This window comes from Shewanella sp. SM55 (genome assembly GCF_025654025.1).
Classification (GTDB): Bacteria; Pseudomonadota; Gammaproteobacteria; order Enterobacterales; family Shewanellaceae; genus Shewanella; species Shewanella oncorhynchi.
In genome coordinates this window covers 54252-77318 of sequence record NZ_JAKKRS010000010.1, presented here as the reverse complement: position 1 = coordinate 77318, position 23067 = coordinate 54252, and the positions used below count along the sequence as shown (strand labels likewise).

Annotated in this window: 21 protein-coding genes and 1 other annotated feature; of the genes, 8 read left to right on the top strand and 13 right to left on the bottom strand. The window is 47.0% G+C overall.

The window, feature by feature from the left end; translation table 11 throughout:
- Positions 1-5: 5 nt before the first annotated feature.
- The 10 genes from L5L91_RS13725 to L5L91_RS13680 form a co-directional block, all read right to left on the bottom strand.
- Positions 6-671: a GNAT family N-acetyltransferase gene (locus L5L91_RS13725; RefSeq protein WP_263163369.1), complete on the bottom strand. Its 666-nt coding sequence runs from the start codon at positions 669-671 to the stop codon at positions 6-8.
- 2 nt (positions 672-673) lie between these two features.
- Positions 674-2188: a lysine N(6)-hydroxylase/L-ornithine N(5)-oxygenase family protein gene (locus L5L91_RS13720; protein WP_173496381.1), complete on the bottom strand. Its 1515-nt coding sequence runs from the start codon at positions 2186-2188 to the stop codon at positions 674-676.
- A 733-nt stretch (positions 2189-2921) separates the two neighbouring features.
- Entirely contained in the window at positions 2922-3206 is a 285-nt protein-coding gene (locus tag L5L91_RS13715; RefSeq protein ID WP_028761002.1) for a DUF2798 domain-containing protein, read from the bottom strand.
- A gap of 71 nt (positions 3207-3277) precedes the next feature.
- A complete protein-coding gene (locus L5L91_RS13710; RefSeq protein ID WP_105252115.1) occupies positions 3278-3709 on the bottom strand; it encodes a glycerate kinase in 432 nt (143 codons plus the stop codon).
- Positions 3710-3955: 246 nt separating this feature from the next.
- The gene (gene trpA, locus L5L91_RS13705) at positions 3956-4792 is read right to left on the bottom strand and encodes a tryptophan synthase subunit alpha (protein ID WP_263222631.1); all 837 of its coding nucleotides are present in this window, start codon (positions 4790-4792) and stop codon (positions 3956-3958) included.
- Positions 4793-4797: 5 nt separating this feature from the next.
- Complete coding sequence (gene trpB / locus L5L91_RS13700) at positions 4798-5988, bottom strand: tryptophan synthase subunit beta (RefSeq protein ID WP_012089560.1); 1191 nt, start codon at positions 5986-5988, stop codon at positions 4798-4800.
- Between the two features lie 195 nt (positions 5989-6183).
- Positions 6184-7662, bottom strand: coding sequence for a bifunctional indole-3-glycerol-phosphate synthase TrpC/phosphoribosylanthranilate isomerase TrpF (gene trpCF, locus L5L91_RS13695; RefSeq protein ID WP_263222627.1), 1479 nt, complete (start codon positions 7660-7662; stop codon positions 6184-6186).
- A 6-nt stretch (positions 7663-7668) separates the two neighbouring features.
- Positions 7669-8715 (bottom strand): anthranilate phosphoribosyltransferase, encoded by a 1047-nt coding sequence (trpD, locus tag L5L91_RS13690; protein WP_263163363.1) that lies wholly within the window; start codon positions 8713-8715, stop codon positions 7669-7671.
- Entirely contained in the window at positions 8712-9314 is a 603-nt protein-coding gene (locus L5L91_RS13685) for an aminodeoxychorismate/anthranilate synthase component II (protein ID WP_168824192.1), read from the bottom strand. Before L5L91_RS13685 ends, trpD begins: the two co-directional genes overlap by 4 nt.
- Complete coding sequence (locus L5L91_RS13680; protein ID WP_263163361.1) at positions 9311-10996, bottom strand: anthranilate synthase component 1; 1686 nt, start codon at positions 10994-10996, stop codon at positions 9311-9313. Before L5L91_RS13680 ends, L5L91_RS13685 begins: the two co-directional genes overlap by 4 nt.
- A gap of 97 nt (positions 10997-11093) precedes the next feature.
- Positions 11094-11201: a sequence feature (Trp leader region), on the bottom strand.
- A 210-nt stretch (positions 11202-11411) separates the two neighbouring features.
- Between L5L91_RS13680 and rnm the strand changes: the two genes are divergently transcribed.
- The 6 genes from rnm (at position 11412) to L5L91_RS13650 (ending at position 16372) form a co-directional block, all read left to right on the top strand.
- A complete protein-coding gene (rnm, locus tag L5L91_RS13675) occupies positions 11412-12272 on the top strand; it encodes an RNase RNM (RefSeq protein ID WP_105253095.1) in 861 nt (286 codons plus the stop codon).
- Positions 12269-12889, top strand: a complete 621-nt coding sequence (locus tag L5L91_RS13670; RefSeq protein WP_028760994.1) for an L-threonylcarbamoyladenylate synthase — start codon at positions 12269-12271, stop codon at positions 12887-12889. Before rnm ends, L5L91_RS13670 begins: the two co-directional genes overlap by 4 nt.
- Positions 12890-13048: 159 nt before the next feature.
- The gene (locus L5L91_RS13665) at positions 13049-13837 is read left to right on the top strand and encodes a segregation and condensation protein A (protein ID WP_105252121.1); all 789 of its coding nucleotides are present in this window, start codon (positions 13049-13051) and stop codon (positions 13835-13837) included.
- A 3-nt stretch (positions 13838-13840) separates the two neighbouring features.
- Complete coding sequence (gene scpB, locus L5L91_RS13660) at positions 13841-14437, top strand: SMC-Scp complex subunit ScpB (RefSeq protein ID WP_011788946.1); 597 nt, start codon at positions 13841-13843, stop codon at positions 14435-14437.
- The gene (rluB, locus tag L5L91_RS13655; RefSeq protein ID WP_028760991.1) at positions 14430-15305 is read left to right on the top strand and encodes a 23S rRNA pseudouridine(2605) synthase RluB; all 876 of its coding nucleotides are present in this window, start codon (positions 14430-14432) and stop codon (positions 15303-15305) included. Before scpB ends, rluB begins: the two co-directional genes overlap by 8 nt.
- 101 nt (positions 15306-15406) lie before the next feature.
- Positions 15407-16372, top strand: coding sequence for an exo-alpha-sialidase (locus L5L91_RS13650; protein WP_263236874.1), 966 nt, complete (start codon positions 15407-15409; stop codon positions 16370-16372).
- Between the two features lie 146 nt (positions 16373-16518).
- Here L5L91_RS13650 and L5L91_RS13645 read toward each other — a convergent pair whose 3' ends face one another.
- Positions 16519-17256: a YciK family oxidoreductase gene (locus tag L5L91_RS13645; protein WP_028760989.1), complete on the bottom strand. Its 738-nt coding sequence runs from the start codon at positions 17254-17256 to the stop codon at positions 16519-16521.
- Between the two features lie 262 nt (positions 17257-17518).
- Here L5L91_RS13645 and L5L91_RS13640 point away from each other — a divergent pair, with 262 nt between their 5' ends.
- Both L5L91_RS13640 and sohB read left to right on the top strand, forming a co-directional pair.
- Positions 17519-20002: a VolA/Pla-1 family phospholipase gene (locus L5L91_RS13640; protein ID WP_263236872.1), complete on the top strand. Its 2484-nt coding sequence runs from the start codon at positions 17519-17521 to the stop codon at positions 20000-20002.
- A 111-nt stretch (positions 20003-20113) separates the two neighbouring features.
- Positions 20114-21130 (top strand): protease SohB, encoded by a 1017-nt coding sequence (sohB, locus tag L5L91_RS13635; protein WP_198572807.1) that lies wholly within the window; start codon positions 20114-20116, stop codon positions 21128-21130.
- Positions 21131-21217: 87 nt separating this feature from the next.
- On the opposite strand, the gene L5L91_RS13630 is transcribed toward sohB, so the two are convergent.
- Positions 21218-22285 carry a DUF3083 family protein gene (locus L5L91_RS13630; protein ID WP_028760986.1) on the bottom strand — a complete coding sequence of 356 codons (1068 nt, stop codon included), beginning with the start codon at positions 22283-22285 and terminating at the stop codon, positions 21218-21220.
- Between the two features lie 145 nt (positions 22286-22430).
- Positions 22431-23030: an arylesterase gene (locus tag L5L91_RS13625; protein ID WP_028760985.1), complete on the bottom strand. Its 600-nt coding sequence runs from the start codon at positions 23028-23030 to the stop codon at positions 22431-22433.
- Positions 23031-23067: the final 37 nt, after the last annotated feature.

Genomic DNA, 23067 nt, shown 5'->3' with positions numbered 1-23067 from the left:
TTCACCTAAAGAGTCGATAATGTCATGGGAGAGGTTACGGGCGCGGCGAGCGTGCTTGGCAGCGCTGAGGTTGTCTGGGCTAAGCGCATCGAAGAGGGTGTGCTCGATGCCAGCTGGCGATCGGCCGCAGTGCAAAATCCGAGGAACGCGGCTTTAGTGCTTAACTGAATCGCTTTTTCATAGCGAATGCCCACTCGGCTATTTAAGCGATGAATTTTGCTATTGAGTTGATCGGGTTCAACCACTAGGCGGTTAAAGGCCAATTTTTCAAGCACGAGCTGCGCTATCGCATCCATCACTTTGAAGGATAAGCCGTTGATTGGGCTACCATCGGGCGGCGCGATAATCAGATGCATACCGCAATCCCCCGGCGCAACACGATAGTGCTTGCCGACTTCATCGTGGGCGGGATCGTAGAGCTCCACCATAAAGAGTGATTTACCCTGCCACTCACCCATCAAGGCAAACTTGTGCTCTGTCGTTGCTAACAGATTTTTTATGGCATCAAGGTTCAAGCCCTGCATACCCCAAAACTTGGCGTAATCTTGGTTAAACCAAGACTGTAGTGTTGGAATGTCTTGTGTAAGGTCTAACGCTCTGAACTGAAAACCATTAATGCTCGAAATAGCGGATAGTTGTGTTAAACAATGGTTGCTAAATTGGCTTGCCATTATTATGCCTCCTGGTTCGGCGCCATTAAGACCGGCATATTGGTTCCCGCGCCTGAACTCACGGTTGAACTTGCGCCAGAACTTGGAATCTTGGTTGGAGGGATAGTTTGTGGCGCATCAACTTGAGTTTTTCTGTGCGGCGCCTTAGGAAAATGTCTTGGATTAAGATCCAGCGTGTTAATTGCATTGGCGCCGCAGGGCTGATGACTGGCAAGTTTGGCCGGATCGAAGGTTTGAAACGCGATATGTTCCTCAATGTGGTAGGGCGCATAACCGAGCACGGCTTTTAAGATGGTGCCGTTGCGATAACAGCCCATCCCCAGATCTGGAGAGCTTATCCCATGGGTATGCAAACCGACATTCTGGACAAAAATATCCCCTCGAATATCTATGCTGTAATCACGCTGCACGCTAAGTTGTCCGGCGTCATCGAATTCGACTTGTTGCTTAATACCACTAATAAACTCGGGTAAACGATAGTGGTAACCTGTGCCTAAAATAACGGCGCCCGTTTCTTGCTCAAAGGTGTGATTTTTTTCATTGTGGTGGAAATGCAACTTGAGCATATTGGCTTGGGGCTCGATATGAGTCAGTGCCGCATTCGTCATCAGTCGGCATTGAAAATCGGCCAATAGGCGCTTTTGATATAACAAATCGTAAATGTCGTTTATCAGCTCAGAATTTATCCCTTTGTAGAGCTGTTTCTGGCTGGCGATCAGTGAGCATCTTTGATTAGGGGTCAACTCGTGGAAGTAATCGACATAATCTGGCGAGGTCATCTCTAAAGTAAGCTTGGTATATTCCAAGGGATAAAAACGCGCTGATCGTGTCATCCAATTGAGTTGATAACCATAGGTATCAATATCTTGCAGTAGATCGTAAAACACTTCCGCCGCACTCTGGCCACTACCAATTACTGTGATGGCACTCTGACTCTGCAGGTAGGTTTTTTGCTGCATATAACTGGCGGTATGCATGACCCGTGCATCTTGGATTGGGCAATCCTTTGGTAGATAAGGTTCAGTGCCAGTGCCTAGCACTAGCTTTCGGCATTGATAGGTATGGGTTTTACCACTGCGCCTATCAAAACCTGTAACTCGATAAATACTTTCACCTGCGTTGTAATCCACTTGAGTGACCTTAAAACCAAATTTAAGGTTGCTGAGTTGTTGGCTCACCCATTGGCAATACAAGTTGTATTCGTGGCGAGGTAAAAAGAAATTCTCACGAATATAAAAGGGATAAAGTCTGCCCGTTTGCTTGGCAAAATTAAGGTAACTGTAGCGGCTGGTGGGATCGGCCATAGTCACCAGATCCGACATAAAGGGTGTTTGTAATCTTGAGGATTTGAGTAGCATGCCTGGATGCCAGTCAAAACTGGTTTTAGCATCTAAAAATAAGCAGTTAAAGCCGTCAATAGGTTCTGATAAGGCGGCGAGGCCAAGATTGAATGGGCCAATGCCTATGCCAAGTAGATCAAAGATTTCGCGATCCATTTCCCTTTGCTGTGTACTCACTTACGCCTCCTTGGCAACATGCTGCTGCGCGTTGCCGATCCAGTAATCAGTTACCTAAGGACGCAAACCAAAGTGAATGCGGTTATCAAAATAGACTGTTTGGCTATTTATCTTGCGTTGATTAACTCGCTATTTTTAGCTCAGTCCTTAGGCCATTTCCTGCTGTCTCTGTCCCGACAACGGTAGGTAAATTAGCATGTGAAAATATTCAAATGCAAATCATTCTCATTTGTGTGGGGCTGTGGGTTAATACTTTTAACTGATGAATAAGGGGGGCAGATACGGTTAATGGTACAAATAAGTAAATGACAAAGGAGTGATAATTAGGCAGCGTTTTGAGGATGTATCATTTAGGGTTTTACGAGCTCTATTTTTATAAAATATATAAATACAGTGGGTTACATTAATGCTTGAGTTGGTTCGAGAGCAGAGGAAAATTGATTTAGGTGGGAGTCATGTCATCCTTATACAATAAACATAGGTGCCGCTAAACGGTCAGTGTAAATCCATTGTAAAGCGTGGACTGGGGGCTCAATGAGCGCTTTGATTTAATACGATTGGTATGGTGTAGGTCGTACTGTTTTAGTTTAAGTGAATATGGGCAGGGTAACAGATCGAGCAATTATCGATGTAATTTTTAGTTGCTGTACGCATAAGAGAAGGAGTTCAAGATAAAGCCGTCCTAAAACGGCTTTGAAATAAAATAGTTAAATCGGAAGATTAAGTCGTAAAACTAGCGTAAATCGACAAAATGAGCTGTGATTTTACGCACCAAAGGTAACACCATCAGCAGTGTAGGAAAGGCGACAACCCATGAGATCAGCCAAGCGCCGAGCCAGAGTTCGAGAAATTGCGGTGAAGCGCCAACGCCATTGAAAGTGCTGATCCCAGAAACGATACAACTCATGAGAATAGAGAGAAAAAATGGCATCACCACAGTGGCATACTTGGCCGGTAATTTGGGTGTACCCAAAAAAGTACGAGGTTTGTTATCGGGTAAAGATTTAGAAATGGTCATCGGATCCTCTAATGGATATGTATCAGGCGAATGATTTGTTACAGGCTAGCACTATACCTTTTTTTATCGACTCAATTCATCCAATTTGTTACCCAAAGCTCGCCTGTTACATTAACCCAATGGCCTAGCGAGATAGGGGATTTCCCAAGTTCATTATCAAAGGGGAGCGGTAGATTTGATTGCAACAGGTAAATTGTATCTTCGGGTGTTTGGCTGATGTCGATGATTTGTCCCGAAGCTTCAAAGTGACAGTTATGCAACGGGAATTTTAGATGCTGGTGTGGCGTTTGTTTAATCATATCAGCTTGAAGACTGGCACTTGCTAATCGGCCAAGCAATTCAACTGTGACCCATTGGTTAACCGGAAAACGAATTTCGGCCTGCTGATCGCTACCTTGGTAGTAAAACCAAATTGGTGCACCATTATCGCATTTACCTGCAACTTCACCTTCAAAACCACAGCCCCAAGGCGTTAATTCGAGAATATAGATCCGATACTGCATAAAAAGTCCGTTTTTCTTCGATAGGGCATTCTATCGAGGAACTGTGACTAAATAAATACGCTGTCAGTGTAGTACTGCGTGAGTGTCAGTATTGCCTTGATAGATAGTGTTTGCGGGAGATAAAGGCTGAGTAAACATAGAGCTTGGTAAATATAAACAAAATAAGCGAGGCGACGAGTCTACCTCACTTATTTTATTTGTAATTGAATTCTTGATTTATATTGGATTATTTAAATCAAGACTCTCTTAGGTTGCAGCCTTCATTGCGCGAGTAAATTCCCCAAGCGTTGCAAGTAGCTTAACTTCATCGTGCTGGTGGGTTTCGATGATTTTTACTACGGCAGAGCCAGAAATCGCCCCCGCAGCGCCCGCTTTGATGGCGGCGCTTACCTGTAAAGGCTCGGCAATACCAAAACCGAGGAGCGGTGGTGGGGCGTTAAAGGTTTTTAATTTAGATAAAATTTCCTCTACCGGCACGCCAGCTTTCGTGTCTGTGCCTGTGACTCCCGAGCGGGATAAGAGATAGGTGTAACCTTCACCACTTTTACTCACTTGCTCAAGGGTTTCACTGTCGGCATTGGGCGGCGCGATAAAAATTGGCGCAATACCATGGGCTTTAGCGGCTTCGCTAAAGGGCGCTGATTCTTCCACTGGCACATCGGCGATAAGTACTGAATCCACACCCGCTTGCTGCGCTTTGGCGTAAAACGCATCTATGCCGTTAGCAAAGACTAAGTTCGCATAAAGCAGTAAACCGATTGGCAGTTCAGGGTATTTTGCACGCACTTGCGCCAGTAATTCAAAACACGCCGTTGGAGTCGTGCCTGCGGCTAAAGAACGCAGGTTAGCGCCTTGGATCACTGGGCCATCGGCCAAGGGATCGGAAAACGGAAAGCCCAGTTCTAAGGCATCGGCGCCGTTTTGCACTAAGGTATCGATAATTTTTAGCGATAACTCAGGGCTAGGGTCGCCAAGGGTGACGAATGGGACAAAAGCGCCACGACCTTCAGTTTTGAGTTTGGCAAAGGTGGCTTGGTAACGGGCCGCTTGGTAAAGGCCTGGGTTAGTCAATGTATCACTCATGTTCGTTATACCTCTTTACCATTCAAAATGTCAGAAACGGTGAAAATATCTTTGTCGCCACGACCGGAAAGATTGACCACTAAAATGGTTTCTTTGGTGCACTCGCGCGCCATTTTGACGGCATAGGCGATAGCATGCGCCGATTCCAATGCGGGGATAATCCCTTCACAGCGCGCCAGTTGTTGGAAGGCTTCTAAGGCTTCATCATCGGTAGCCGATTCATAACGGGCGCGGCCAGTGGCATTAAGATGCGCGTGCTGCGGGCCAACGGAGGGGAAGTCCAATCCTGCTGAAATCGAGTAGGATTCTTCGATTTGACCTTCGCTATCTTGCATCAAAGGCGCTTTCATGCCGAAGAAAATCCCTGTCTTACCGTGTTTAAGCGGCGCGCCGTGCATTGGCGTGTCTATGCCTTTACCCGCAGGTTCGACGCCAATCAGTTCGACACTTGGCTCGTCGATAAAGTCAGCAAACATGCCGATAGCGTTGGAACCGCCGCCCACACAGGCGATAACCGCATCGGGCAGGCGACCTTCACGTTCCAGCATTTGTTTTTTGGTTTCTTCGCCAATAATGCGTTGGAATTCACGCACTATGGTTGGGAACGGATGTGGCCCCGCAGCGGTGCCCAGAAGATAGTGGGCCTTTTCGTAGCTGCCAGACCAGTCGCGCATCGCCTCGTTACAGGCATCTTTTAAGGTGGCAGAACCTGAGGTGACAGGAATGACTTCCGCGCCCATCAACCGCATTCTAAATACGTTAGGTGATTGGCGCGCAACGTCCTTCGCGCCCATATAGACTTTACATTTCAAGCCTAATAGCGCGCAGGCAAGGGCGGTGGCAACGCCGTGTTGTCCTGCGCCAGTTTCTGCAATAATTTCCTTTTTACCCATACGCTTAGCAAGCAGTGCTTGGCCTAACACTTGGTTGGTTTTATGGGCGCCGCCGTGGAGTAAATCTTCCCGTTTGAGGTAGATTTTCACCATAGGATTTGGGCTTAAATTGCGGGTTAAGGTCAGTGCTGTTGGGCGACCCGCGTAGTTTTTCAATAAATCGGTAAACTCGGCTTTAAAGTCGTCATCTTCCTGTGCTTCCACAAAGGCAGTTTCTAATTGCTTAAGGGCTGGCACTAAAATCTGTGGCACATACATGCCGCCGTATTCGCCGAAATAAGGGTTAAGCTTTAACTTTGACATACCTTTTTCCTTATCTTATCAATCAGTTTGTCAGTGGCTTGATGGTGCTAATAGCGTCTTGGTGTTAACCGCATAATAGTGTTAACTGAGCCGTTATCTATTTGGCCACTGGCATTAATAGGTTCATATTGTTTGTTGAGCATCACTCTTGTCGAGCACCAACAGCATCTAGGGCTTCTTGCTCAGCGCGATAGGCTAGAGACGTAAATGGGCAAAAGCCGTTTGGATCAGTTGCGCCGATTTAATTCCTGCGGCGGTTTCTAGGCCAGAATTAAAATCTAAACCGTAAAATCCTTGGGCATTGGCACTGGCCGCATTGTCGGCGTTGAGTCCGCCCGCCAACATGGCATGGGCTTTTTGTGGGCAGAGGGATTTCGCATCAATGCTTTGCCAATTAAAGGCTTGGCCCGAGCCGCCAAATTGGTCTGCCGTTTTACTATCAAAGAGATATCGTGATGCTCCCTGAGGTAAGTTACCAAGCTCACCCGTTTGCGCATCGACGCTGACGGCTTTCCAAATTTGAGTAGTGAGTCCCGCTTGCTCAAGTCGCTCTGCGAGTTGTGCGATTTCAAGTTCAGTTTCAGTGCCATGCAGCTGTACGGCAGATAACTGCAAACTGGCTGCGGTATCCGTAATGGTGCTTGGCGCGGCATTAACAAACACGCCGACGAATTCAATGGCGGGAGCCGCGGATGCGCGATATTCCCTGAGCAATTGTTCAGCGGCATTAAGGGTTAATGCGCGCGGGGATTTTTCAGCAAAAATCAGCCCGGCATAGACGGCGCCTGACGTTGCCGCGGCGCGAATATCTTCCATGCGGGTGAGGCCGCAGACTTTATTGTGACCGAAGATCAATTTACGGCAGGCTAAGTCGATATCAGCCTCGGCCATTATCGAACTACCGACGAGGAAACCATCAACCAGTGGACTCAGGCGGCGTACTTGCTGATTGTTGTAGATGCCTGATTCGCTGATCACCACGCGGTCGCTGCCAATGTGTGGCGCTAGCGTTTCTGTGGTGGCGAGATCGGTACTTAAATCCCTTAAGTTACGGTTATTGATCCCAATAATCGGCGCATCTAATGCGATGGCGCGTTTAAGTTCTTCTTCGTTACTGACTTCGGTCAGCACATCGAGTAGATATTTAGCGGCTTCTTTCGCTAGGCGGTGATATTGCGCATCATCGAGCACGGACAGCATCAACAGAATGGCATCGGCACCTTGGTGGGCGGCGAGTTTAATTTGGTATTCATCGACAAAAAAATCTTTGCACAGAATAGGTTGGTTCACCCGAGCGCGCACCTTAGGGATATAGTCCATATCCCCTTGGAAAAACTGCTCGTCGGTTAATACCGAAATGCCCGCCGCATATTTTCCGTAAATATCGGCAATGGCTTCTACATCAAACACATCGCGGATAAGCCCTTTGGACGGGCTGGCTCTTTTACATTCTAAAATGTAACCCGCCTTGGGCGCCTTGAGTGCGGCAAATAAACTGCGGTCAGAGATTTTTGGCGACAGACTGGCCTCGGGGAAACGCAGCTTCAGGGCGGCAATATGGGCAGCTTTGGTGTCGACTATACGGGTTAACACATTACTTTTTGGCATAGGGTTTGTTTCTGCCTGTGGCTGAGTTCTCATATCTTGGCTATTTGTTATCAGTTCTTGAGTCATTGCCACTTATTCCTTTGTTTCACTGCTGACTTTAGCTAATTGGCTTAACAATTCAAAGGCTTTACCGCTTTGTATGGTACTGAGCGCAAGTAAGGTTCCTGTTTTCACTGAATCAGCAATCCCACACACATATAAAGCACAACCCGCATTGATGGCGACCGCATTGGCATGTGCATCTGTGCCACAACCTTTCAAAATTGCCTCGGTGATCAAGGCATTCTGCGCGGGTTCGCCGCCTTCTAAGTCACTGATTTGTGCTAAAGGCACACCTAAATCGGCGGGCGTGAGTTGATACTCTATGATGTCGCCGTCTTTTAATTCGGCCACTTGGGTGTTGCCGTGCAGCGCGACTTCATCTAAACCACTGCCGTGCACTACCATAGCGCGTTTTGTGCCAAGCGCCTTTAATACTTTCGCTATCGGTAAGACTAACTCAGGGCTATACACGCCAAGTAACATAAATTCGGGGCGGGCAGGATTGATAAGTGGCCCTAACACATTGAATAAAGTGCGCGTTTTCAGTGCTTGCCTGACCGGCCCCGCATGTTTTACTCCGCCGTGGTAGTGGGGCGCAAATAAAAAGCACAGGTTCAATGCGTCGAGGCAACGACTGGCGGTGTCTGGTGACATGGTTAAGTCAATGCCAAACTGCGCCAAAAGATCCGATGAACCCGATTTACTCGACACGCTACGATTGCCGTGTTTGGCGACCTTGGCGCCCGCCGCCGCGGCAACAAAGGCCGCAGTGGTGGAAATATTAATGGTATTAAAGCCATCGCCACCCGTGCCAACTATGTCAACGATGCCATTGCTAAGGTTATCGCCATTCGAGTAGGGAAACGTCTTGGCGGCGGCGCGCATGGCATCGGCGGCGCCACTGATCTCATCTATGGTTTCACCGCGCATCTTGAGCGCGACTAACATGCCTGCCATAGTGGCTTCACTCATTTCACCGCGAATTAACGCGCTAAAAATCTCAAAGGTGTGCTCGCGACTTAAACTCTTACCTTGGTATAAAACATCGAGTAAAGGCTGAATATGGTTTGTACTCATGCATTTACTCCTGCTGTCATGTCTTGGGTCAGAAATGCCAAGGTTTGAATGAGCAGTGTGCTGCCTAAGGTGGTGAGAATCGATTCAGGGTGGAACTGAAAGCCAACGGCTCTGTGCTCAGGGTGCAGAATTGCCATCGGCATAGCGTCAGTGGTTGCAATCACTTGCAGGCAATCCGGTACTTGAGTGGCGACGAGACTGTGATAGCGGGCAACGGGCAGGGGAGAGGGCAAACCGGCAAATACGCCAGTACCGTCATGGAAAGTCGGACTTGCCTTGCCGTGCACCACAAAAGGTGCGCGTGCCACTGTGCCGCCGTAATATTCCACCATGGCTTGATGCCCAAGGCAGATACCCAGCATAGGTACCTTACCCGCAACTTTGGCGATAAGTGCCATCATAGAGCCTGCTTCATGGGGCGCACCTGGTCCTGGTGATAACACGAGGGCTGCAGGCTCTTGTTCGTTAAGCAGTTTTTCAGCGATATAATCGGCGGCAACATCGTTGCGGTAAATCACCACTTCACAACCTAGGCTGCGAAATTGATCCACTAGGTTATAGGTAAAGGAGTCAAAGTTATCGAGTAGATAGAGTTTCATATTTGGCTCCTATTTATATTGCACTGAAGAGGATTATGCGAAGTGGATTGAGCTGACGATTCATTCACTGGTGATTCAGTTACTAGCAGTCCAGCGCCCATCTTGATGGCTGAAATCACGGCTTGGGCTTTTTGACGGGTTTCATCTGCTTCGCTTTGTGGATCCGAATCAAATACCACGCCAGCGCCCGCTTGAATAAAGGCGGTGCCATTTTTAACAAAGGCGGAGCGGATAACGATGCAAGTGTCCATGTCACCAAGGGCATTAAGGTAACCCACAGCGCCACCATAGCTGCCGCGGCGGGCTTTTTCTGCTTGGCGTACCAGTTGTGATGCACGTACTTTTGGTGCGCCCACTAATGTGCCCATATTCATACAGGCCTGATAAGCATGTAGGGCATCTAAATCTTGGCGCAGTTGACCCGTTACACGGCTGACGAGGTGCATCACGTGGGAATAACGGTCAACTTTTAATAATTCGGCGACTTTGCGGCTGCCGCTTTGGCTGATGCGTGCGATATCGTTGCGAGCTAAATCGACCAGCATTAAGTGTTCCGACAGTTCTTTTTTATCTAAACGCAGTTCAAGTTCAATACGGCTGTCTAAGTCAAAATCAATCTCACCCGTTGCGGTTTTACCGCGTTTGCGGGTGCCGGCAATCGGGTAGACTTCCACCTGATTACTGCTGGCATCAAATTTGAGCGCACTTTCTGGTGAGGCACCAAACAGCGTGAAATCTTGGCCTCTGAAATAAAACATGTAAGGGCTAGGGTTCGTCAGGCGCAGGGCACGATAAGCCCCTAAAGTATTCGGGCAAGGCAAACTAAAGCTACGGGATGGCACTACTTGGAAAATATCGCCCGCAATAATGTGTTCTTTCAAATCGATAATGGTTTGTTTGAACACCTCATCGGAAATATTGACTTGCTCAGTTGCGTCGATGGCGACCAGTGTCGGTATATCGGCAGGTGAATTACCGAGGGTTTTACACTCTGCAGTTAAACTTTGTACCCGCTCACTTAGCGTTGCGGTGATGGCGGCATATTGAGCTGAATCGTGACTGAAGTTATGGGTAATGATGTCGGCTTGTTTAAGTTTATGATCGATAAGGATTAAGGTTTCAGCGAGGTAAAATAGGTAATCAGGGCAATCGTTATCGCGGTTCGGTACGGCAGGCAGTGGTTCGACGGTATCAATCAAGTCGTAGGCCAGCACGCCACCTAAAAACAGATCCTCAAAGGCGGGTTTAATCTGGCTGTCAGTATGAGCGCCACAATCAATCTGCTGGATAAACATCCGCAGGCCATCGAGTGGCGAGGTCGATTTTAAGCGTGCATCTTCATCCTGCAATTGAGTGTCTTTTTGTAGTGTCACCACTAAGGTGGATTGCGCGCTTTGGCAGTGGGCGGTCGGGCTAAAAAAGCGTTCGATAGGAGCAAGTAAGCTCGCGCCATTGTCGGTCAGTGCGGTGAAGGTCAGCTGATAACCGTCACAGCGGATCATCATGGCGGCATGGGTCATTACCATGCTTTTTAAGTGATCTTTACTGTCGATTTCGGCCGATTCGAGCAACATAGTATGGGGCGCATCTTGGGTTATATGCTGATATAAGCGTAGTGGATCGCTGTGGTAGGTTAATGCCGCCTTGAGTGTGCTTGAGCGTGCGAATGTCTGTTTGGGCATGTTCATATTCCAGCTACCTTATAAAATGTCTTTAACATCATGAGTTATCTCGCTTTCTTAATTTTTTACCCGAGTCTGCCGACATTTTTCGCACCAAACAAAAAAGCCCGCATTTCTGCGGGCTTCTTGTTGATTCTGGTCACTTTCAAATGAGCACAGAGCTTCACACCACCCGCTACGTTGGGAAGTGCCACCACCAAATGATGTTTAATGAAGCGTTAATGTGTGTCATTCAAAAGGGTCTCGCTAATTCAGTAATTGGTGTATAGAAAACCTTAGCTGGAGCTGAATGTCAATTGAATATTTTTCACTTCCTGCGATTTATTCGCTGCAATGATGCATAAAATTGATGTTACTCAGCCACAAAATACGAGATAGCAGCGCATTTGTTAACAAGTTCGCGTACAATAGCACCATGAATACTCAAAGCATATTGGCTGATCTACACAGCCACACGACCGCATCAGACGGTCAATTAACGCCGTCTGAATTGGTGGCAAGAGCCCTTGAAAAGGGTGTGCAGTTATTTGCCATTACCGATCACGACACAGTGGCTGGTTTACCTGAAGCCCGTGCCTTTAATCAGGCTCAAGCTACTCCATTGAAATTGATTTCTGGCGTGGAAATCTCTACTCGCTGGAACAGTTACGATATCCACATAGTGGCGCTTAACTTCGATGCTGATAATCCAGCGTTATTAGCATTTTTAGAAAACCAGCGTGAATTACGTGAATTACGTGCTCAAGAAATTGGTCATAGATTAGCTAAAGCTGGCATTGAAGGTGCCTACGAAGGTGCTAAGGCGTTGGCGGGTGATGCGGCATTGAGCCGTGGACATTACGCTCGCTGGATGGCTGAAAATGGTCATGCTGTGGATATGCCCAGCGTCTTTAAACGCTACCTTGCCCGCGGTAAAACCGGTTATGTGCCTAATAATTGGGGTGATATGGCCAGTGCTATTGATATCATCCATAACGCAGGTGGATTAGCCGTGTTGGCGCATCCCAGTGGTTATAAGTTATCGGCTAAGTGGCTTAAGCGCTTAGTGCGTGAATTTAAAGAAGCGGGTGGAGATGCCATGGAAGTGGTGCTTGGCCAGCAAACATTAGACGACAGGGCCAATCTTGTGGCGCTGAGTGTCCAAAACCAGTTGCTTGCATCGATAGGGAGTGATTTTCACTTTCCGAGCAATTGGATAGAATTAGGTAAAAATCTGTATCAGCCCCAAGGTATTGATTGGGTCTGGCAATCGGAATCTTGGATGGAACGACCATGAGTCAGTTTTTTTATGTACATGAAGTAAATCCGCAAACGCGGCTTATAAGTCAGGCGGTTGCCGTATTGAAAAGCGGCGGTGTAATTGTTTATCCCACCGATTCGGGCTATGCCTTAGGCTGCCTGATTGGTGAGAAAGACGCGATGACGCGGATGGCGAGAATTCGTCAAATTGAGAACGATCATAACTTTTCCTTGATGTGCCGTGATTTATCCGAGCTTGCGACCTACGCTAAAGTGGATAATCAGGCGTATCGCATCCTAAAAAGCTGCACGCCTGGGCCTTATACGTTCATTTTCAAAGCGACTAAAGAAGTACCGCGTCGCTTACAAAATGACAAGAAAAAGACCATAGGTATTCGTGTGCCCGACAATGTGATCGCACTGGCGTTACTTGAAGCCTTAGATGCGCCGCTGATGTCGACCAGTTTAGTGATGCCGAATGCAGAATTTGCCGAGTCTGATCCTGAACAAATTCGTGATTTGCTCGAGCATCAAGTGGATGTGATTATCCACGGTGGTTATTTAGGCGAAAAGCCAACGACTGTGATTGATATGTCTGAAGATGGCGCCGAGATTTTACGTGAAGGCGCGGGTGATATCACGCCGTTCCTCTAAATTTGCCGCATTAGATTTATCGCTAATGGATGCGGGTAAGTGATTCGGATAGTGGTAGTCAACATTTGGCAGTTTTATCGCCGTAGATTTACAGGTATAATCGCGCGTTTGGCGTTAGCCTAGGTTGGATAGCGCAGTGTTAACGGAGCAAGATAGCGGATGCAGGGCACGCAACAAAGTTTACCCTTAGCCGTTATTCGTGGTCAGGCAATGACCGAAATGCCGCTGGATTTGTTTATTCCGCCTGAGGCATTGGAAGTGTTCCTCGAGTCCTTTGAAGGGCCATTGGATTTACTTTTATATTTGATCCGTAAGCAAAAATTAGACGTTGTCGATTTACCCATTCAGCAAATCACCGCGCAGTATTTAGAATATATTACGTTGCTGACTCAGGCTCGAATCGAACTTGCCGCTGATTATTTAGTGATGGCGGCAACGCTTGCCGAGATTAAATCCCGTTTGCTGCTGCCGCGTATGGTGGCCGAAGATGAGGTTGAGGAAGATCCACGGGCACAGCTTATTCGGCAGCTTAAAGCCTATGAAGTGATTAAAGAAGCGTCGCAAAAACTCGATGATTTACCGCGGCTCGAGCGGGATGTATTTCAAGCCAAAGCAGTGGCAGCACCCGACATTAAGCCGTTAATGATCCCGCCAGAAGTTTCGTTGTTTGAAATTGCCCGCGCCTTTGGTGATGTACTCAAACGTATCGATGCCTATGAAGATCATCACGTTAAGCGTGAACAGTTATCGACCCGTGAGCGCATGAGCCAGATTTTAGCCATGCTGAACTCGGAAGATTTTACGGCATTTGAACGTTTATTTACCCTAGAAGAAGGCCGTGCCGGCGTGGTAGTCACCTTCTTAGCTTTGATGGAATTAGTCAAAGAATTATTGGTCGAATTGTACCAAACAGAGCCGTTTTCAACTATTTACGTTAAGGCCTATTAATTGATGCAGATAAATCCGACTCAATTAAAACAGCTTATTGAAGCGAGTTTGTTTGTATTGGGGAAACCCTTGTCGGCGAAAATGTTGAAAGACACTGTATTGGTGGATTTCACGGTTTCTAGAGACAAAATAAAAGCTGCATTGGATGAGCTGCAGCAGGATTATCAAGACAGAGGTGTGCAACTTGTGAAAGTCGCTGGAGGTTATCGCTTCCAGACCTTAGAAGTCTTGAGTCCTTTTTTGCAGCCTCTGTGGCAAGAAAAGGCGCCTAAATATTCGCGTGCGACATTAGAAACCTTGGCGGTAATTGCTTATCGTCAACCAGTGACTCGCGGCGATATTGAACAGGTGCGCGGTGTGGCTATAAGTAGTCACATCATAAAAAGTTTGTCAGATAGACATTGGATTAAAGTAGTTGGCCATAAAGAAGTACCGGGGCGACCCGCGTTATATGCCACTACCTTAGAATTTTTAGCATATTTTGGCTTAGACACCTTAGCGGATTTACCGCCGCTGTCGGATACTGAGTCATTGCAGGCGGTTTTTTCAGGTTTGAAATCAGCGCCAGAACAGTCAGAAGAGCAAAATACTAATGAGTGAAAAATTGCAGAAAGTCTTGGCCCGTGCAGGCCATGGCTCCCGTCGTGAGATGGAGGCATGGATTGCTGCAGGCCGAGTTAGTATTGATGGTGAAATTGCTAGCCTTGGGGATCGTATTGAAGCTGATGCTAAAGTGCGTATCGATGGCAGAGCCATTTCCTTAAAGTCTGCCGAAGACGTGATTTGCCGTGTGCTGGCATATCATAAACCTGAAGGCGAAATTTGCAGTCGTAAAGATCCTGAAGGCCGTCCAACGGTATTCGATCGCTTGCCAAAAGTGCGTGATTCACGCTGGGTAGCGGTGGGTCGTTTAGACATTAACACCTCAGGCTTATTGTTGTTTACGTCAGATGGTGAGTTGGCGAACCGTTTAATGCATCCATCGAACGAAGTCGACCGCGAATACGCAGTGCGTACCTTTGGTGAAATCCCTGAGGCGACAGTACAACGTTTACGTACTGGCGTCATGTTAGAAGACGGCCCTGCGCAGTTTGATAGCATCAAACCAGCGGGCGGCGAAGGCATGAACCAGTGGTGGCATGTGTGTTTACGCGAAGGTCGCAACCGCGAAGTGCGCCGTTTGTGGGAATCCCAAGAAGTACAGGTGAGTCGTTTGATCCGTATTCGTTATGGTATGGTCGAACTGCCAAAATCACTGCCTCGCGGTGGCTGGGTTGAATTGCCCGTAGAGCAAGTTAACTACTTGCGTAAGCTGGCGGGTCTTGAGCCCGAAACTCGTACTATGCTCGCCGCTGATAAACACAGCGTAGCCCGTGCTCAGGTGAAGAGTGCTAAAATTCGCCGCGCCGTACGTAAGCATAAAGTGACCGGATCGGGAAAACCTAAGCCATCGCGTCAGCGCAGCTAAGTTGTTTTATCCCAATGAAAAAGGCCGCTAAGCGGCCTTTTTGCTTTCTGTTATTTGCAGCTATGTTATAACAAGTCTCAGTTGGATTGAGGAGTGAATGGATGAAGCTAATTTCAGTGAAACGGATTTGGGAACACGCTGCCCATAATGCGTTTACCGATTTAATCACGTTTCAGGGGGCAATGTTTTGCGTTTTCCGTGAAGGGACAGCCCATGTGTCACCCGATGGTGCGCTACGAATTCTACGCTCAGCGGATTTAGGCGACACTTGGGAGAGCGTGGCGCTGATCCGTTCGGATGAGGCGGATTTACGCGATGGCAAACTGATAGAGTATCAAGGGGCATTACTCTTACTCGGTGGCGGGACTTTACACGATAAGTCTGGCTTACAATCATATCTTTGGCGCTCAGCCAATGGGCTAGCGTGGTCGGATGCGTTAAAAGTCGCTGATAAAGGCTATTGGTTATGGCGCTTAACCGAGCATCAAAATGCACTCTATGGCGTGGGTTATCGCGCTGGGCCTGATGGCGATACCCGCTTGTATAAAAGTGATGATGGGGTGCAGTTTGAGACTTGGTTAAAGGTGTTTAATAATCAAGGTTATGTCAACGAAACTGCCATTGTTTTTCATCAAGAAAACGGCTTTTGTCTATTGAGGCGCGATCCCGTATGGGGCCCAGAATTTGTCGGTTTACTCGGCCGCAGTCAAATGCCATTCACTGATTGGCAATGGCAAGCACTCGATAAGCGCATTGGTGGGCCAGTGATGTTGATGTATCAATCCCGTTTGTTGGCTGTAGTGCGTTTATACGATGAGCAAGTTCGCACGGCTTTAGTTGAAATTCATCCAGATACTGGCGTGGTTCAAGAACTACTGACACTGCCATCGAAGGGCGATACCAGTTATGCGGGCGTTGTGATTGACGGAAATGAGTTGTGGGTAAGTTATTACTCCAGCCATGAGCTAGCTGACTCACAGCTGGATACGCAAAATTCGTTTGATGAATCAAACAGAGTCGCCAAAGCTAAAACAATGATTTATTTTGCAAAAATTCAGTTAAGCTAAGATTTGCGGTGCGCTATCTTTGTCGTACTTAATGTCATCGACAAGTTCTGGGTTTCATTTTGAGAATATCTAAAATAATAAAGAGCCATAAATAGGCCCTTTAATATTGCTGAATCATACCGGCAGAAACTCAATAAGCGATTCGATTACTGTGCGTTAAACTGCTGTCCGTTGACGGCACTAGAATCTTGACCCATCAAATATAGATAGGTCGGCATGATCTCTTCAGCGGTTTTGAGATCCAGTGGATTCTCTGCAGGGTAGGCTTTAGCGCGCATCTCAGTGCGGGTTGCTCCAGGATTGATGCTGTTAACTCGAACTGAGGTGCCATCACATTCATGGGCGAGAACTTGCATCATGCCTTCGGTGGCAAACTTAGAGAAGGCATAAGGTCCCCAATAAGCGCGGCCTTGACGACCCACACTGCTCGACGTAAAGATAATCGATGCACTGGGTGCTTGGCGCATCACAGGTAGTAATGCTTTAGTTAGCATGACTTGGGCCGTGACGTTCACTTTGAGCACGTCTTCGAGTGATGGAATATCTATGTGTTCAAACGGACCTAAGGCACCGAGTAAGCTAGCATTATGTAATAAGCCGTCTAAATGATCGAATTGCTCGGCTATGGTATCGCCCATATCGCGATAATTTTGTTCCGTTGCGCCCTTAAGATCCAATGGCACTATGGCAGGTTTGGGATAACCGGCTTGTTCTATTACGTCGTAAACTGCTTCCAATTTTTTCACTGTTTTACCAAGTAAAATCACAGTGGCGCCGTGTTTTGCAAACTCAATGGCGGCGGTTCGGCCTATGCCAGCACCAGCGCCTGTGACTAAAATTGTCTTGCCCTTGAGTAAATCTTTTGCTGCTTGATATTCCAACATGAGTCTCTTTTTCCTCTTGGCGAGAATGCCCGCCACTTCTAGAGTCGCCGAAGTGATAAACGCATGTTTCAAACAAATGAATGAAACTTTGTTATTAATAGCTAAAATCTTTGTGACAAACTTGTGGCTAACTCAATATTTTTACGTTAACTTGAAATGAGTTAGGGGCTAACATAAGCCCTATTGGTCACAGATCTAAAAGCTATTGTGACTAATTTCTTGGGGAAAACAAAACTATTACAACAAGATTTGGGGAAAAAAGATGAAAAGACTCATTTTGGGTGTTGCGATTGCATCTGCACTGGGCCTCACAGGATGTGGTGAGGACAGTTTTAATGAACTCAAGGATAAGACAGAAGTGCTCATCCCTGAATCGCACATGGTGTTCGACCCTGCTAATTCAAAAGTTCCATTACCGAATGATTTGCTGTTCAGTGGCACCAAAGATGGCACATTATCAATTCCGGGTGAAAGCTCGGGCAATTATGTTGATCCACAAATAGCGCTTGGGGCGTTAGATGGGTGGTCGACAACATCACCGATTTCTATTGATATCGATTTGGCGAAAAAACATGACGGTACACCGCTAACCTTAATGGCGGCATCGGTTGCGCAACCGGGTGCTGTCAGAATGTTTGAAGCCACAGTAGGCGGCGCATTATCATCTGATCCCGAATGTAAGGCTAAACCGTCAGTTTCAGCCTGTAAAGTGGGCGCTGAGTTGCAGTTTGGCGTTGACTTTATATCAACCGCTTCGGGCAAAAAAGTGGTGATAATTCCGCTTAAGCCACTCAAAGCCGGGCAATCTTATATTTATGCGACAACGAATCTTATTCAAGATTCTGAAGGTCGTGGTATCGCTCCTTCAACGACCTATGGTTTGTTGAAGCTGGATATCAATACGTTACCTTTAGAAACGCCAGATCAATTGATGCTGCAAACCTTAGTGAACAGTTATGAGAAAGGGATTGCTGCGGCCCATAAGGTCGATCCTTTAACCATCAGTTACTCTGGCTTATTTACCACTCAGTCTGTTGCTAACGTCTATGAAACCACCAAATTGCTGATGGCGAAGGGTGCTCCCTATGCACCAAGCTTTGCCCAGATGCCAACACCGACTGGATTGACTGTGGCTCAAGTGGCGGGCTTAACACCAGCTGCTGGAGCTGCCTATGTTGCCGCAAACTTGGCTGATGTGTATACGGCAAAAATTAAACTGCCTATTTACGGTGATTGTTCTTCAGTTGGTTGTTTATCCGCTGAAGGTAAACCATTAATTAATGGTCATTGGAAAGCACAAGGTGATAGCCCTGTCTCTGTGCTACTAGCACTGCAAGCGGGCACACTCAGCCAGAATAATTTTGGTATGCAAGCGGTGGCTAATGGTATTGCCAACCCTGCTGATGCTTTAGCTAATCCCTCGTTAATGGCGGGTAAAACATGGGTTTTAGACGATGGTACGGCAGTTGATAAAACCAAACATCTGACTAAATTCAATCCTATTCCAGCAATTAAAGGTTATGAAACAGTATCTGTGCTGATTTCTATGCCCAATGCAACGAAATTGGCCGCTTTTTATCAACAGCAAGGTCGTGAGTTTATTCCTCCTACATCTGGTTGGCCAACAACAATCGCACTGCATGGTTTAGGCGGCGGTAAAGAAATGTCATTGGCCTATGCCGGCACGTATGCAGCAATGGGGGTTGCGACTGTGGCTATTGATATGCCACTTCACGGTGCGCGTTCATTCGATGCTAACGGTGATGGTATTTATGAAGTCTCTGCGACAGATCCTGCCTTCGGTGCAGTTGTCGGTAAACCGGACGCCTTTAAAAATGGTAACCCGTTGGTGTTTGTGAATATTTCTAGCACTTTGTCGGTGCGAGATAACTTCCGTCAAGCGACGATGGACCATTTAGGGGTGCGTCTTGCCCTTACGGGCTTAGCACAGGGCTTAGCACAAGCAGGTCAGCCGCAAGTATTTGATGTGACTAAAATCAGTGCTCAAGGTCTGAGTTTAGGCGCCATTGTGGGCACCGATTTTGCGACCTATGCCAGCACAGGCATGAAGAATCCAGCAACCGGCGATGCCTTGCCAAATGCTTATGCTATCAATGCTGTATCCTTAGTTGCGCCAGCAGGTGGATTAGCAGGATCATTCGCAGGTTCTGCAACCTTTGGCCCAGTACTGTTTAGTAATATTACGGCATCTGCAACTTTCCAAGCACAGGTCGATGCGGCTAATACAGCAGGTTATGAGCCCGGTAGCCCTGAATATGCGGCACTGGTGCAGGGGGTATATGCCCAATTTATTCCGACGTTTGCCTTTGCGGTTCAAACAGCGGTAGATTCTGCAGATCCTGTTAACCATGCTGCTATGTTAAAAGCGACTGGCTTACCTGTGCACTTAATTGAAGTGGCGGGTGATGGTAACGGTAACTTAGCAGATCAAGTGCTGCCTAATCGCGTCGATAACTTCCCATTATCGGGCACTGAGCCGCTGATCGCTGCCATCGGGCTACCTTGTGCCGATAGCACGAGCAAAGGTCATGGCGTTGTGCGCTTCGCTAAAGGTCACCACAGTTCGATTGTTGATCCTAAAGAAAAGGAATCAACGGATGGTATGGCCGCGGCTGCCACGGTTGAAATGCAGACTCAAGTGGCAACCTATGCAGCTACTGCAGGTAAGGGCGATGCGACGATTTTAGTGACAAACAGTGAGGTCATTGCGACTTGTCCTAACTAATCTTGCCTTAATCGGAAAAACCCAGCCTTTGCTGGGTTTTTTTATGGGCCTTTAGGCTGTTAGAATAGCGCGCAATTGACTGAATGATGTAACGCCCTAACGGAGAACACTTTGGAATTTTTATACGAGTATGGAATGTTTTTGGCGAAAGCCGTCACAATAGTGGTCGCAATCGTTGCCGTTATTATTGTGGTGTTGGCTTCTACTGTAAAACACAAGTCAGATAAGGGCGAGCTGAGGATCACTAACTTGTCTGAAGAGTTAGAAGAACTTAAGCATGGCTTAAAAGAAGAACTTCTGTCAAAGAAACAATTCAAAGCCTATGAAAAGCAATTAAAAGCTGACGAAAAGGCAAAAGACAAAGCCGCAGATGAAGCCTGCACGGGCAAAGTGTTCGTGATTGATTTTAAGGGCAGTATCGATGCCGCTGAGGTTGCATCACTGCGTGAAGAAATCAGTGCAATTATCGCTATCGCAGAAAAAGGCGATGAAGTGGTTGTCAATGTAGAGAGTGGCGGTGGTATGGTGCATGGTTATGGTTTAGCCTCCAGCCAGTTAGATCGCTTACGTCAATCAGATATTCCATTGACTGTCTGTGTTGATAAAGTCGCCGCCAGTGGTGGCTATATGATGGCTTGTGTTGCGAATAAAATTTATGCTGCACCTTTTGCCATTGTCGGTTCTATTGGTGTTGTTGCTCAACTGCCTAACTTTAATCGCCTGCTGAAAAAGCATGAAATTGATTATGAGCAACATACGGCCGGTAATTTTAAGCGCACCTTGACAGTATTTGGTGAAAACTCCGATGAGGGAAGACAGAAGTTTCAAGAAGAACTCGAAGAAACCCACGTCTTATTTAAAGCGTTTGTTGGTAAGTATCGCCCTGAGTTGGATTTAGTGAAAGTCGCCACTGGCGAGCATTGGTACGGTCAGCAAGCCATTGAATTAGGTTTAGTTGATGCGATTTCGACCAGCGATGATGTGATAATGTCACTCGCCACAGAGCGTACTGTGTACAAGATACGTTATCAGGTGAGAAAGAAACTCGCTGATAAAATTGCCCACGGTGCCTCTTTGTCTGTGAACGCTATTTTCAATCGCCTCATAGAAAAAAATCGTCCTATGTAATTCTGTCTATTGGTGAATAAAAGTAAAAACGCCTGCATTTGCAGGCGTTTTCATTTGCTGAGCTTTCGCGGCTAATACCGAAGCGGGTTAGATTTGATAGCTGATATGTTGATGGAAACGTACGATGAGATCTTCACGCTCCGGATCGACACCTATGTCCGCAGCAAAGGCCTTCAGGGCTGTTTCAACATTGTTCATAAAGCGACCGAAACCCGAATCGTCACAGTCCTTAGTACCTGCCACTATGGTAAAGTGCGCGGCTTCGACCAAGTTATCGGCATCCCAGCGACGGATAACTTGTTGCTCAGTCGCATTAGGATCGAACCCTATCATTTGTACTTCGGCTTTGCTGTCGAGCTTTTCAAACTTACTGTTACGCACAAGCGGTGTTAAGCCGTTCGCTATCATAGCAAGGCGTGTCAGCTGTCTATTAGCTGCCGCTTTGAGGAAGCAGTCTTCAAGATGCTGATATAAAGGCGTAAAGTCAGTGGCTGAGTCAGGTAATAAACCCTGTTTGAGTTTGCGACTCAGCGGCAAGCTTACCGTCACATAGGTAAGAGAGCTAACGTTTTCTGGTAACTCACATTTTCTGGCTTTATATCTTGGGCCGATGGCGCGCAGTTTATAACCATAGGTTTCTTTATAGCCCTTAGCTTTTGCGAACAGATCATAGGATAAATGCTGATGGTCGCGGACCTTAACCTTAAGATCGCTTATTGGCATTAAGGGCATTAATTCAGTGAGCAACTCACGCACCTTGATATGGAAACTGGCGGAATTACTGCGAATATCGTCACCTGTGGCAAGAAACACAATGCGCAGTTTGCGGGCGCGATAGTTTTCTTGCGAGAATAAGTTTTGGGCTTCGTGGTAGGCTGGGTTATAAAAAAATAGAATTTGTTCAGTGGTTTGGAAGCAATATGCTTCGGTATGGTAACGCACTACTGGCAGTTTATCGTTAGTGATCACGTGAACATTACGGAGATCGTGTTGTTCTGCCAAATTAAATATCAAACGGCTTAAAGTTTGATAACAGCTTTGATAATCGGGATATTGATTGAGTAGCTCATCCGTCACCTTGATTTCGGCTGTGATGTATTGATTTGTACGGGCTTCCTTGGGTATGTACACTTTTTGCTGATGGCTAAGGGACATATTGACTCCTTGTTTGAGTTAACCATTTGCTAACACGAATTTTACTGTTTATCTATAGGGTTAATCTTGCGTTAGAACACGTTTTTATCCGTTGAGTATGAGTTTAGCTAAGTAAGCGGTTCGTTAGCTTAAAATAGCAGCTATTTTATTGGGTTAACGCATTTTCTATCCATGGTTGCATCCAAGCCGCAATCTGAGCTTGTGCCTTTTCGTTGGGATGAATGCCATCCCTTTGCATTAATTCTGGATGGGGCGCGATATCCTGCATAAAGAAGGGGATCAACACTATATCCTGGGTTTTAGATATGTCTTGATACACTTGGGTGAACTTTTGGGTATAGCGAGGGCCATAGTTAGGCGGTACCATGATCTCGGTCAGCAGCACTTTTGCGCCGCTATCTTTGGCTAGGGTAATGATTTGGATTAGATTATTTTCGAGTTGCGTTGGGGGGAATCCACGTAAACCATCATTACCTCCTAGCTCAACGACCACAAGATCGGGAGCAACAGAATCGAGCAAGGCGGGTAATCGGCGTAGGCCGCCCGCTGTGGTTTCGCCGCTCACTGAGCCATTGGTAAACTGATGTTCGGGCAGATTTTTTTGCAGTAGTGCTACCCAGCCTGACTGTTCTGCCATGCCGTAGCTAGCGCCTAAGCTATCGCCGAGGATCAGTATCTTTGCCGCGTGAGCGGGCGTGACCATGAGTACACTCAGTAGGATGAATGCCCCTAGGGTCTTCGCCATTGATTTTAATCTTAGCGATTGATACCAGAACGATTTA